Genomic DNA, 12,870 nt, shown 5'->3' on the forward strand with positions numbered 1-12,870 from the left:
TTCTATATTTATTCTATATTCGCTAGCAGGTTCCCTATGCAGTCAGTTCAAGGTACAAATGCTATGACAGCACCAGAAGCCAGCCTTCCGAGCAGCAAAAAAGTGTTCATGAAATGGTCACTTTTAGGCACAGTCGGCATTATCAATGGCTACGCAACAATCCTTATGTATTCACGCGGTGAGATTGCGTTTGCACTACTTACGATCATTCTTACCGCTTTAGCGTTGTTCATCTTTGGTAGTAAAAAGACGTACGCACACCGTTACATCTACCCTGGTATCGCAGGGATGATCCTTTTCATTCTTTTCCCTCTGGCGTACACCATAGGTTTGGCGTTTACCAACTACAGCGCGAAAAACCAACTCTCTTTTGATCGTGCGCAGAGCGTACTTTTGGACAGAACTTATCAAAGTGGTGATAGCTACCCGTTCACTTTATATAAAACGGATCAAGGACATCAGCTTGTGGTTGAAAAAGATGGTGAGCTACTTGCTACGCCCACTTTTCAACTAGATAGCCTTTCAGCATCGGATCTTGACCTATCGCCAATTGAAGAAGCTACGGGCGAGAAAGAATCAATCAAGACGATTGTCAAGAGCCGTAATACGTTGAGCAGTGTTGATTTACATCTGCCGAGCGGTGAAGACATCCGCATGAGCGGGTTACGTAAGTTTGCGGCAGTTGTGCCTTTGTACACGCTGCAAGAAGACGGCGAAACGCTTTACAACAATCGTACTGAAGAGACGTTACGTCCAAATATGGAAGTAGGTTACTACCAACCTGTCGATGAAAATGGTCAGTTTGTTGGTAGCACAGTGTCTCCTGGCTTTGTGGTGAACATTGGCACACACAACTTTGAGCGTGTGTGGAAAGATGATGGCATCAAAGAGCCGTTTATCAGTATCTTTATCTGGACGATTGTGTTCTCAGCACTCACCGTACTATTTACGCTTGTAATTGGTCTTGTTCTAGCAAGTGTTGTTCAGTGGGAAGCATTAAAAGGCCGCTCGGTTTACCGACTCTTACTGATTCTGCCTTATGCGGTACCGGCGTTTATTTCTATCTTGATCTTTAAAGGTTTGTTTAACCAAAGCTTTGGTGAGATCAACATGCTTCTGGAAGGTTTGTTCGGTATTAGCCCTGCTTGGTTCTCAGACCCGTTCATGGCGAAAACCATGATCCTGATTGTGAACACGTGGCTTGGTTTCCCTTACATGATGATTCTATGTATGGGTCTACTAAAAGCGATTCCTGATGATTTATATGAAGCGTCAGCAATTGATGGTGCGAACTTTATTACTAACTTTACTCGTATCACGCTACCAATGATGTTGAAGCCTTTAACACCACTGTTGATTGCGAGCTTTGCTTTCAACTTCAACAACTTCGTACTTATCCAGTTGTTGACAGGCGGTGGTCCAAACATGATTGGTACGTCAGAACCTGCGGGTTACACAGACCTATTGGTAAGTTACACCTACCGAATCGCATTCGAAGGTGCGGGCGGTCAAGACTTCGGTCTAGCAAGTGCAGTAGCAACACTTATCTTCCTATTGGTTGGCGCATTGGCACTTATCAACCTACGCGTAACTAAAGTAGCTCAGGACTAAGGAGAGATTACAATGGCAATGGTACAAGGCAAGTCATTAAAGTATCGTGTTTGGGCTACTCATATTGCGATGTGGGCATTCTTGGCACTGATTATTTTCCCTTTACTGATGATCATCGCGATTTCATTCCGTGAAGGTAACTTTGCAACGGGTAGCCTTATCCCAGACAACCCAACACTTGATCACTGGAAATTGGCATTAGGTTTCTCGGTGACTAATCCAGACGGTACAGTTACACCGCCACCATTCCCAGTCATGACATGGCTGTGGAACTCTGTAAAAGTGGGTGGTATTTCTGCAATCCTAATCGTGGCGCTATCAACCACATCGGCTTACGCGTTTGCTCGTATGAAGTTCAAAGGTAAGAACACCATTCTTAAAGCGATGATGATCTTCCAGATGTTCCCTGCGGTGTTGGCATTGGTTGCTCTGTACGCGTTGTTCGACAAACTGGGTCAGTACATTCCTTTCCTTGGCCTGAACACGCATGGCGGTCTGATCTTCGCGTACTTAGGTGGTATCGCACTGCACGTTTGGACCATTAAAGGCTACTTCGAAAGTATTGACTCGTCTCTAGAAGAAGCGGCGGCTCTTGATGGTGCGACACCATGGCAAGCATTCCGTTTGGTATTGCTGCCACTGTCTGTGCCAATCCTAGCGGTAGTATTCATCTTGTCGTTCATCATGGTAATTGGTGAAGTTCCTGTAGCATCACTACTACTTTCTGATGTAGACTCGTACACACTTGCAGTGGGTATGCAGCAATACCTATATCCACAAAACTACTTGTGGGGTGACTTTGCTGCAGCTGCTGTACTTTCAGCAGTGCCAATCACTGCCGTATTCTTACTTGCTCAACGCTGGTTGGTTGGTGGTCTAACCGCTGGTGGTGTGAAAGGATAATCTCTTGTGGTCTGAGATTGATAAGAATAACTAGAAAAGGGCGACCACATGGTTGCCCTTATACGTAGCACGGATATTACAATTTTGGTTTGGCCGCCGATCAGTAATATCTTGGCTTTTATTGGCGTTACGCATAGCTGGCTGTTAGCTTAGTTCCTTACGATTCAATCACTAACAGTTTTTGTAACCATAACCTGAGTTTAGACTCAGGTTTTTTTATACCTGTTAAATACAGTTGTTCAATAAGCGGATAAAGATTAGCGGCTTTGCAATGGATTACACAGGGCTTGAATAATGCCCTGCGTAGCACTTCACATAAATAACCTGAGTTCAGGTATCAGTAAAATTGAGGTAGGTAAGGATTAAAACTCTCGACTGGAGGGGGCACATCCAACGTATTGAAGCAGCGTGTATAAGCTTTCTTGCTGTAGTGCGACGCGACGAAATAAATTTGCAAAGGTGACATCACCGCCAAAGCAGGTTTGAATGTAATGGTTAATTTCTGTTTCGTTATACCCCTCGACGTACATGGTTCTTACCCACTGGTACTCGACCGCTTTTAAATTGGTCAACGTCTCTTCACTTAAGGTCGTTTCTTTTAGTCTCAAGATCCAAACTCTATCCAACTCCAAAATAGTGGAAGGATTTAAGCAAAGCTAGGTGAAGGATTTATGACAGAGGAGGCCGAGTGTGAAGCAAATGGCAAAACCATGATGTTGCTCCACACTCTGGTTATAAGTAACGTTGAGGTAGTCAATAGCGTTCTTAACGGATGTAGGTTACTTGAGATACTTTACGTGCGCTTCCATCTCTTCCCCGATTTCTTTGCGCATGTTCATAAGGCGGATCGCGGATTGTTCCAAGGCTTTATCTTCATCAGATTCTGGAACCCATTTCGGCACGTCGGTTGGTTTTCCGTTTTCATCCACAGCAACCATAATAACGATACAGTGGGTGGTGAGTCTGTTTTTCATTTGCTTTGGGTCACTGGCTTGCACGTCAATCGCGATGTGCATTGAGCTTCGTCCGGTATAAATGACTTTCGCGCTAACTTCGACTAAGTTGCCGACATGAATCGGCGCAACAAAACGAATACCACCTGCGTATGCAGTAATGCAATACTTGCCACTCCACGCTGCAGAGCAGGCGTAGGCTGCTAAGTCGATCCATTTCATTACGGCGCCACCGTGCACTTTTCCGCCGAAATTGACGTCACTGGGTTCTGCTAAAAAGCGAAGGGTAATGTCTCTTTGACCACTGCTCATCTGTCTTTCCTTGATGGGTTATTGTTTTCCCAATTTAGCAGTAAGATGAATTTTCGGGAATAGAGAATGAAACAAAATATTAACTTTTATTCGAACGATGAAAACAAAAAGCCACAGCGCAGTTCTGTGGCTTTGGGAACTGGGATTAATTGGCGGTGGAGGCAATCTCAGAATTGGGCAATGGCTTTCTGTGTCGTATTTTTATTTGCGACAGGATAACGCCAGAGATGACTAACAGCCCACCAATAATGTGGTAAGCGTAAATTTTCTCACCAATCAACGTTGAAGCAAGTACGACAGAAACGACGGGCATTAAGTTCATGAACATGGCACTTGAATCAGCGCCAATTGAATCGATCGCTTTCACCCACATTAACGGCGCAAAAATGGAAGCCGCAATGCCAGCATAGGCGATTAATGGTAGCGCGCCTTGGCTTGGTAACAGTTGCTCACTAGAGAGCCAAAGTGGTGTAAGCATCACAACCGAGAAGAAGCCTTGCATGTAAACCAGAGTCAAACTACTGAAAGGCATCTTCCAGCGTTTTAGCAGCACGCAATAAGCCGCGTATACCATGGCTGCAATCAGCATAAGGCTATCACCTTGGGTCATGTCTTGATGTAAAAAGTAGGTGATATCACCATGACCAAGCATAAACGCCAAGCCGCCGAGCGAAATCACACCACCGACGATACTTAACATTGATACAGACTTGCCTAACAGAGGAACACTTAAAAACACACTGATCAAAGGAACCAAAGAGGTAATCAGTGCCATGTTGGAAGCCGTTGTCGTTAAACCAGCGTAGTAGCCAAGTGATTGGTTGAGCACCATGCCAAGTAACGCAAGAAATGCCAGCTTAGTTAAGTAAGGTCGAATAATGTGTCGTTGTTTGATGATCGCAGGTAGACAAAATGGAGTTAGAAGTACCATTGCGACAAACCAACGATAGAAACTCATCGCACTTGGTTCAATGGCGCTTGCTGCCATCTTATTCACAATTGAGTTACCACCCCAAATCATAACGGTGAAAAACGGAAGTAAATAAATCATGAGAACCCTATAGCACAATTATTGATGGCGCTAGTCTGGCAGGTCTTTATAATAAAAAGTATCTCTTAAAAGACATCGTAAGCGATAGGAAGACAATTTTGAAAAAGAGCGCCAGAAATCTTCATCCCTCATTATCAATCGACCGCGCACCATCGGATGTATTTATGAATTTTGAAGCCTTTCTCTCTAATACAGAAACACGAATTCATAGCCATCCTTGGGGGCAAGTGCAGCTGATCAGCGGTGGGATCCTAGAGATGGATGCAGAAGATACAAGATTTCTAGCGCCTCCGCATCTTGCAATTTGGGTTCCCGCTGGTATCCGTCATACTAGTTACAACCGTAAACCGATCGAATATTGTTCTTTGAACATTGCCCCTGAATTGACGGCGCACTTTCCTACCAAAACGAGTCTGATCAAAGTGACTCCAATCGTGTCGTCCATTATTGAGGACTTTCGCCAACGAGACATTAACGTGGCGCAAAGTGATGAAGACAAGCGCTTGGTCCAGGTGTTATTGGACCAGCTCGCAAAGCAAGAAGTGGAACACCACTTTTTACCAACGACCGATAATAAGTATCTTGAACCGATTTTAAAAGCAGTAGAAGAATCGCCGACGGATGAGATCAGTTTGGCGGAGTGGGCGGAAAAAGTGCATACCACAGAACGCACGTTAGCGAGACATTGCCAGAGTGAGTTGGGCATGAGCTTTACTGAGTGGCGCTTACGTGTGCGATATTTACATTCTATGGAGTTGCTGCGTAAAGGGCAGACCGTAAAGGAAGTCGCGTTGACGTTAGGTTATAACCAAGCTAGCCCTTTTATCGCAATGTTCAAGAAATACTCCGGCATGACACCGGAGCAATATAAGAACCGCTTATTATAACTGAGCCAGAACGTAATTCAGACCACCGACCACGGCTGCAACTTGCGCATCGTTGCACTCTTCGTCGGTCACCGTTGGGCTGTCTGGGTACACTTCCGTTGTCGTGCCGTAAACGCAATTTGTTACGCCGCCACACAGACCCAGCTTCACCATTGGGTAGTTGATAACGCCAAACTGTACGACTGGTGAACCAATGATTTCGCCATTTTCATCTGCAGGTGCAATGTGAGTCACTTTCGCAACCGATTCAATCACCGCTTTTTGAAACTCGGGTTGAGGGTTTTCACTATCTCCAACTGTGTAAAAACCGTCTGGGATCATGCCCTCGATGTACTCAATGCCATCACGAGCGGCAAGCGCAGGACGGAACTCTGTTTCATCGGAGTCTGTCGTTTCATGTAGATCAAAGTGCATTAACACATCGCCTAAAGTTGCAACGAGCTTCATGAGGTTAGCGGACTCTTCGGCAGGGCTGTCTTCATAGAAAGAGCGGTTTGGATCAATCGCGTTTGGATTCCAGCGGTTGATCACCTCGTAACCCCAAGGGCTCACGCAAGGTGCAACGACAATATTGATATGCTCTGCGTAGCGCTCTGCTTCTGTTTCTACAAACTTTAAAGCGCCATGTATACCGCTGGTTTCGTAACCGTGCACGCCGCCTGTGACCAATACAATAGGCTTCGTTGAATCCCAATTGCATGTTTTGATACAAAACAGAGGGAAACGTGCCTCGTTGTATGAGAGCGCACCATATTGTTCAACATCAAAACGCTCGCGTAGGGCATCGATTTTACTGACGACTTCATCTTGGTAGCTACGTTTTACTTCTTGCGTTGCTAACCAAGCTTTACGTTCCTCTTCGCTCCAAGGTTGGCCAGGGGTACCGATTGGGTAAATGTATCCACTTTTCATCTATACTTTTTCTTTTGACTGCTGAAAGGTACCACAAGACTAGACCTGTCTTATCTTAACGGCAATATAAAACACCATTTGGCATAGTATTCTTTGCAAAATCATCACTTTGATGAGTTATTTATTGGTGTTACATTTTGTTACTTACTCAATTTCATATAAGAGACAAAAAATGGCTGGAGCAAGTTTACTCACACTGTTGGATGATATTGCCACGGTACTCGACGATGTCGCCTTAATGTCGAAAATGGCGGCAAAGAAAACCGCAGGTGTGTTGGGTGATGACCTAGCGTTAAACGCTCAACAAGTGTCTGGTGTTGCATCTGAGCGAGAAATTCCAGTGGTTTGGGCGGTTGCGAAAGGCTCGTTCAAAAACAAATTGATTTTAGTTCCTTCAGCATTGCTAATTAGCGCGATTATTCCATGGCTTATCATGCCACTATTGCTAATTGGCGGCTTGTTTCTCTGCTTTGAAGGGGCAGAAAAGGTGCTTGAGAAAGTATTCCCTCACTCCCATCCGCACGAAGAAAAAGAAGAGTTAGTTAATACTGGCGAGTCGATAGAAGAGTATGAAAAACGCAAAGTTGCTGGTGCGATTCGAACGGACTTTATTCTTTCAGCGGAAATCATTGTGATTGCGTTGGGTACCGTGACTGGGGCGAGCCTTGTGACGCAAATCTTAGTGGTGAGCTTAATTGCAGTCATCATGACCATTGGTGTTTATGGCTTAGTAGCAGGCATCGTGAAATTGGATGACTTGGGCTTCTACCTTGAAATTCGCTCAAAAGGTAAGGGCTGGTTGGCGAAAGTCGGCAGTGCTTTAGTTGCTTTTGCACCAAAGCTGATGAAGTTGTTAACGATTGTGGGTACTGCCGCGATGTTTTTAGTCGGCGGGGGGATTGTAGTGCACAACGTACCTGCCATTCATTACTTTGTAGAGCCGATTATTATGAACTTTAGTGGTCATTCGGTTGCTACAGCGATTCTGCCTATTTTGCTTAACGGTATTATCGGTTTTGTGGCGGGTTTGATTGTGGTTGCTGTGTGGACAGCTGTAGAAAAAATTCGCGGCCACTAATAATCACAGCTCAAAACAAGAAAAGAACAACAAGGGTCATGACTTCTTTTCACAGAAAGGCATGACCCTCTTTTATGGATGGAACGTCAGTAAAGTACTTACTTCACTTTCCATTCGATCTGTTCATTTGCTCGAATAGGCACAACGATATCATTGCCAAATGGCATCGTTTCCGGCACATCCCAAGCGGATTTTTCTAACGTTACCGTATCTGTGTTGCGCGCAATGCCGTAAAAATCAGGACCATTGAAGCTTGCAAACGCTTCCAAGTTTTCCAGCTTGCCTTCATTCTCGAATACTTCTGCATAAAGCTCTAGCGCTGCGTGTGCGGTGTAAGAACCAGCACAACCGCAAGCTGACTCTTTTGCCCCTTTCGCATGTGGCGCAGAGTCAGTACCTAGGAAGAACTTCTTGCTACCACTGGTTGCAGCTTCGATCAGCGCTTGCTGGTGGGTGCTGCGCTTAAGAATTGGCAAACAGTAGAAATGAGGCTTAATACCACCCACAAGCATATGGTTACGGTTGAAAAGAAGGTGGTGAGCAGTGATGGTAGCAGCTACGTTATCTGAGGCGTTATTAACGAAGTTTGCTGCGTCGGCAGTGGTGATGTGTTCTAGAACGATTTTAAGATTAGGGAAGTCATTGACGATAGGAGCGAGGACAGTATCAAGGAATTCTTTCTCTCGGTCGAAGATATCAACATCGTGATGTGTTACTTCGCCATGAACCAGAAGTAACATTCCGACTTCTTCCATTGCTTCGAGAACGTGGTAAATGTTCTTCGCATTGGTCACACCGGAATCTGAGTTTGTGGTAGCGCCTGCAGGATAAAGCTTGGCAGCAACAATGTTTCCGGTGGCTTTAGCCTTACGTATTTCATCTGGTGTGGTGTTGTCTGTGAGGTAAAGCGCCATCAAAGGTTCAAACTGTTCGCCATGTTGCTCTTTTAGAATTCGGTCACGGTAGGCTAGGGCGAGCTCAGTTGTAGTAACTGGTGGGACGGTATTTGGCATGATCAGCGCACGGCCATTGTAGCGGCTGATGTCGCGAACGGTGTCTTTAAGAACTTCCCCATCGCGTAAGTGAACGTGCCAGTCGTCAGGACGAGTGATTATCAGTGTTGTCATTAATTGCTCCCACCATTGAAAAGTTGTCTGATTGGAGCCTAAGCGCCGTATTTGCTTTTGAGCAAACGCTTGCGCTTAGGCGACAGGATGATAGAGGAATTGCCCTCACATTTCATCCCATTTTTCACTTTTCTACAGAGTGAGAGTGTAAGTGGTTACTTCATTGTTAACCAAAGCGCGTGGATCGTACCTGGTAGAAAGAAGAAACACGTCAATATTAGGTTAATCAAAAAGTCTTTATTTAGACCTTTCTCCATAAACACCGCGACAGGCGGAAGAAAGATACATAACAAAATCAGAACCAGTTTTCTTGTATCCATAATTAAGCTCCAAATCGATAAATGGGAGTAGTGATAACTTGGGTGAATTATGTGTGTCGTATCACACTTTATCAAACGGTATTTGGTCAGAACGGTGTTAAAAAACGCGAATATTGAGTGTAGTAAATACTTGTCACTAAAACCAAATTTATAAGAATATGGTTTCGAGAAAGTTGCGATGGATGAAGAGGCAGTAGACTCTGCAACTTAATGTGATTTGAGTATACAATACCGCAACAAATAAAAAACACCCGTAGGAAGAAGGCCATGTCGCAACCCGTTTTATCCCAAATTAATGTTTTTCCGGTTAAGTCAGTTGGCGGATTATCGCTGTCATCCGTATGGGTTGAGAAGCAAGGATTGAGCTTCGATCGTCGCTTTATGATTGCGAAAGCTGATGGCTCGATGATCACTGCGCGAAAGTATCCGCAAATGGTAACCATTAAGTCAGCCTTATTGTCCGATGGAGTGGTGTTTAGTAGTTTGGGTATGGAGCCACTTAAAATCCGTTACCAAGATTTCAAAATGCAGGAGACACCTGCAACGGTTTGGAAAGATACGTTTACTGCCTATACCACGACAGATAATGCAGATGACTGGTTTAGTCGTGTGTTGGGGCAGCGCGTTGAGTTGTTGTTTAGTGGTGAGCAATCGAATCGTGTCCGCGAAAAGCTAGGTCAAAACGTCAGTTTTGCTGATGGTTATCCGGTTTTAGTGATCAGCCAAGCTTCCCTTGATGAGCTGAACCGAAGAAGCTCTGAGCAACACTCTATGGATCAGTTTCGTACTAACTTAGTTGTCTCTGATACTAAGCCGTTTGAAGAAGATTCATGGAAGCGCATACGAATCGGTGAGGTAGAGTTTGAGTCTCTCAAACCTTGCGAGCGCTGTATCCTGACTACGGTGAATACCCAAAGAGGCACATTCCGTGAGAGCAAAGAGCCGCTCAAGACCTTGCAACAGTTCCGTGCAAACGATGTCGGTGGAGTGTTCTTTGGTCAGAATCTTGTCGCGCGAAATGAGGGCATTATTCGTCAAGGCGATAAAGTTGAGGTGCTGGAATACAAAGAACCGGAGTTTTACGCGGATAACTCGCCAGTGCGCATGACGTTAACATGTGTTGAGCGTGAGGAAATCGCCCAAGACTTTGTGACCTTATGGTTAGAACCAAACAAAGGTTCTTTGCCTAATTACTTGCCAGGACAACACCTGCCAATAGAGGTGAATATTGATGGTAAGAAAGTGGGTCGACGCTATACGCTATCATCCAGTCCGTCTCGTCCGGGTCGCTATGCTATTTCTGTTAAGCGTATTGCAGGTGGAAGAGTCTCTAATTCGCTCTTAGACAATTTACAAGTCGGTGATGTTTTAGAGGCAGAACAACCTGATGGCCAGTTCCACCTAAAAACTCATGAAGCGCAGCCTCTATTGTTACTCTCTGCAGGCAGTGGAGTAACACCAATGCTATCGATGGTACGTTACTTAGCGGATCACAATCAGTTGGAGAACGTGGTTTTCTACCATCAATGTTGTACCGAAAATGATATTCCTTGTCGCTCTGAGTTGGAGCAGTTAAAGCGTAAGCACCCGGGGTTAGAAGTGAAAATCTGCTTGACGCAGCCTGCCGTTGATTGGTTTGGGTTAAAAGGGCGTTTAAGTTTGTCACACATTAAGCAAATCAAAGATATTGAACAGCGCCAAGTGTTTGTGTGTGGTCCTGATGGTTTTATGGAGAAAGCGAAAAATCTCCTACTAAGAAAAGGGCTGCCAGAAGAAAACTACCATCAAGAAGCGTTTGGCGTATCTTCAGTCACTTCAAGACCAGAGAAGAGCATAGCGATCGATTTTAATGGGACGAAAGTTGTAGGGAATAATCAGAAAACGTTGTTAGATCAGCTTGAAGACGCAGGGAAGGTTGTTAGCAATAGCTGCCGTGCTGGCTTATGCGGAGCGTGTAAGGTTCAGCTTACGTCGGGTCAAGTACATCATCCGGACGTGCCTGCGTTGACAGATGAGGAACGTGCGATGGGAACCGTATTGGCGTGTTGTGCTGTTCCAGAGACGGACGTGACGGTAACAAACTAAGCGAGAAGGCTCCCCGGTTCTCAATAAAAACGCTGCTAACTTTAGCAGCGTTTTGAGTTTAAAAGTGAACGGAAAATATCGCTTAGTCGTAAATCGTCGGGATTGGCTGACGTTTGTGCTGCGTTGCTTTGTAAATCGCTACCAGACGATCACTCACTTGCTGTGGAACGGGTTTGCCTTCTAAGAAGTCATCGATCTGTTCATAAGTTAAGTTCAGAGCATCTTCATCTGCTTTTTGCGGCTCTAGTTCTTCTAGATCTGCCGTTGGTACTTTCTTAACAAGCAGCTCTGGTGCGCCTAATGTTGCAGCTAACTCGCGGACTTGACGCTTGCTTAAACCAAATAGAGGGGCAAGGTCGCACGCGCCGTCACCAAACTTAGTGTAAAAACCGGTGATGTTCTCTGCTGAGTGGTCTGTTCCCAATACTAAGCCGCCAACGTAACCAGCGATTTCATATTGTGCAATCATACGAGCTCGCGCTTTTACGTTACCTTTTACGAAATCAATTTTGTCGGCTTCAGTCGGAAGCAGGCCCGTCCCTTGCAATGCGGTATCAGTCGCCGCATGCAAACCGTCAACACCATCTTTAATGTTCACAGACACAGAGTGTGTTGGCTTGATGAAAGAGAGTGCCAGTTGCGCTTCATCTTCATCTTTTTGCTCACCGTAAGGCAGACGTACTGCGATAAACTGATATTTGTCAGTACCAGATTCCGCATTCAATTGTTCTACTGCAAGCTGGGCAAGGCGACCTAACGTGGTTGAGTCAACACCGCCACTAATGCCAAGCACCAGTGACTTACAACCTGCTTCTTGTAGCTTACGCTTAATAAAAGCAATACGGCGTTCAATTTCAAAATGCGGATCAATTGAAGGGAGTACACGCATTTCATCACGGATGGATTGTTCCATTTAGGGTTCCTTTTCCTGCAAATATTTCAGACACCAAAGCCCGCTTGCTCAAATGGTGATAAACCATGCAATTGAGACCGATAAACACGACTTTAGGGTCAAAAGCTGTAAAGATTAGTAGTATCATACCGAAATCATCAGATTAGAAAACTCTCTTCAACCAGGTAATCGCCGGATATGAAAAAAATCGCCATTTTTGGTAGTGCATTTAACCCACCTAGTTTAGGGCACAAAAGTGTTATTGAGTCATTGAGCCACTTTGACCTTGTGCTACTTGAACCTAGCATTGCACACGCTTGGGGCAAGAATATGCTCGATTACCCAACTCGGTGCAAAATGGTTGATGCATTCATCAAAGATATGGGGCTTTCTAATGTTCGGCGTTCTGATGCAGAGCAAGCTTTGTACCAACCCGGACAAAGTGTGACAACCTATGCGTTGTTAGAAAAAATTCAAGAAATCTACCCAACAGCCGATATAACTTTTGTCATAGGTCCTGATAATTTCTTCAAATTTGCTAAATTTAGTAGAGCAGAAGAGATTATGGAACGTTGGACTGTTATGGCGTGCCCTGAAAAAGTAAAAGTCAGAAGCACGGATATACGTAACGCATTGGTTACGGGTGAAGACATAAACGCCTACACAACCCCGTCCGTCTGTGAATTGTTGCTTAACGAAGGGTTATACAAAGAAACATTATCTGGGAACTGAGAGGTCA

At 44.9% G+C, this 12,870-nt stretch carries 13 protein-coding genes; 6 read left to right on the forward strand and 7 right to left on the reverse strand.

The window, feature by feature from the left end:
• Positions 1-36: 36 nt before the first annotated feature.
• Together malF and malG are read left to right on the forward strand one after the other, a co-directional pair.
• The gene (gene malF, locus NL644_RS02220; protein WP_031780258.1) at positions 37-1,611 is read left to right on the forward strand and encodes a maltose ABC transporter permease MalF; all 1,575 of its coding nucleotides are present in this window, start codon (positions 37-39) and stop codon (positions 1,609-1,611) included.
• A gap of 12 nt (positions 1,612-1,623) precedes the next feature.
• On the forward strand, positions 1,624-2,514 hold the full coding sequence (malG, locus tag NL644_RS02225) for a maltose ABC transporter permease MalG (RefSeq protein WP_005375275.1): 891 nt from the start codon (positions 1,624-1,626) through the stop codon (positions 2,512-2,514).
• 362 nt (positions 2,515-2,876) lie between these two features.
• On the opposite strand, the gene NL644_RS02230 is transcribed toward malG, so the two are convergent.
• The 3 genes from NL644_RS02230 to NL644_RS02240 all read right to left on the reverse strand — a co-directional run bounded on the left by NL644_RS02230 (position 2,877) and on the right by NL644_RS02240 (position 4,830).
• The gene (locus NL644_RS02230; protein WP_005375277.1) at positions 2,877-3,122 is read right to left on the reverse strand and encodes a hypothetical protein; all 246 of its coding nucleotides are present in this window, start codon (positions 3,120-3,122) and stop codon (positions 2,877-2,879) included.
• A gap of 171 nt (positions 3,123-3,293) precedes the next feature.
• On the reverse strand, positions 3,294-3,779 hold the full coding sequence (locus NL644_RS02235) for an acyl-CoA thioesterase (protein WP_005392490.1): 486 nt from the start codon (positions 3,777-3,779) through the stop codon (positions 3,294-3,296).
• A 145-nt stretch (positions 3,780-3,924) separates the two neighbouring features.
• Positions 3,925-4,830 carry a DMT family transporter gene (locus NL644_RS02240; protein ID WP_005392491.1) on the reverse strand — a complete coding sequence of 302 codons (906 nt, stop codon included), beginning with the start codon at positions 4,828-4,830 and terminating at the stop codon, positions 3,925-3,927.
• Positions 4,831-4,928: 98 nt separating this feature from the next.
• On the opposite strand from NL644_RS02240, the gene NL644_RS02245 reads away from it, so the two are divergent.
• Positions 4,929-5,717, forward strand: a complete 789-nt coding sequence (locus NL644_RS02245; protein ID WP_048625321.1) for a helix-turn-helix domain-containing protein — start codon at positions 4,929-4,931, stop codon at positions 5,715-5,717.
• Here NL644_RS02245 and NL644_RS02250 read toward each other — a convergent pair.
• The gene (locus NL644_RS02250) at positions 5,712-6,629 is read right to left on the reverse strand and encodes a M14 family metallocarboxypeptidase (protein ID WP_253657924.1); all 918 of its coding nucleotides are present in this window, start codon (positions 6,627-6,629) and stop codon (positions 5,712-5,714) included. The genes NL644_RS02245 and NL644_RS02250 overlap by 6 nt on opposite strands.
• A gap of 172 nt (positions 6,630-6,801) precedes the next feature.
• Between NL644_RS02250 and NL644_RS02255 the strand changes: the two genes are divergently transcribed.
• The gene (locus NL644_RS02255) at positions 6,802-7,707 is read left to right on the forward strand and encodes a DUF808 domain-containing protein (RefSeq protein ID WP_114322835.1); all 906 of its coding nucleotides are present in this window, start codon (positions 6,802-6,804) and stop codon (positions 7,705-7,707) included.
• Between the two features lie 98 nt (positions 7,708-7,805).
• Here the strand turns inward: NL644_RS02255 and pyrC are convergent, their stop codons facing one another.
• Together pyrC and NL644_RS02265 are read right to left on the reverse strand one after the other, a co-directional pair.
• Positions 7,806-8,834 (reverse strand): dihydroorotase, encoded by a 1,029-nt coding sequence (gene pyrC, locus NL644_RS02260; protein WP_114322836.1) that lies wholly within the window; start codon positions 8,832-8,834, stop codon positions 7,806-7,808.
• A 155-nt stretch (positions 8,835-8,989) separates the two neighbouring features.
• A complete protein-coding gene (locus tag NL644_RS02265; protein WP_005375297.1) occupies positions 8,990-9,154 on the reverse strand; it encodes a YqaE/Pmp3 family membrane protein in 165 nt (54 codons plus the stop codon).
• A 267-nt stretch (positions 9,155-9,421) separates the two neighbouring features.
• Here NL644_RS02265 and NL644_RS02270 point away from each other — a divergent pair, with 267 nt between their 5' ends.
• Complete coding sequence (locus tag NL644_RS02270; protein ID WP_253657925.1) at positions 9,422-11,239, forward strand: hybrid-cluster NAD(P)-dependent oxidoreductase; 1,818 nt, start codon at positions 9,422-9,424, stop codon at positions 11,237-11,239.
• An 82-nt stretch (positions 11,240-11,321) separates the two neighbouring features.
• On the opposite strand, the gene nadE is transcribed toward NL644_RS02270, so the two are convergent.
• Complete coding sequence (gene nadE, locus NL644_RS02275; RefSeq protein ID WP_006742205.1) at positions 11,322-12,152, reverse strand: ammonia-dependent NAD(+) synthetase; 831 nt, start codon at positions 12,150-12,152, stop codon at positions 11,322-11,324.
• A 177-nt stretch (positions 12,153-12,329) separates the two neighbouring features.
• On the opposite strand from nadE, the gene NL644_RS02280 reads away from it, so the two are divergent.
• Positions 12,330-12,863 (forward strand): nicotinate-nicotinamide nucleotide adenylyltransferase, encoded by a 534-nt coding sequence (locus tag NL644_RS02280; RefSeq protein WP_048625315.1) that lies wholly within the window; start codon positions 12,330-12,332, stop codon positions 12,861-12,863.
• Positions 12,864-12,870 lie beyond the last annotated feature (7 nt).

This window comes from Vibrio sp. Y10_XG_PY6, assembly GCF_024181795.1.
In the GTDB taxonomy this organism is placed as follows: Bacteria; Pseudomonadota; Gammaproteobacteria; order Enterobacterales; family Vibrionaceae; genus Vibrio; species Vibrio diabolicus.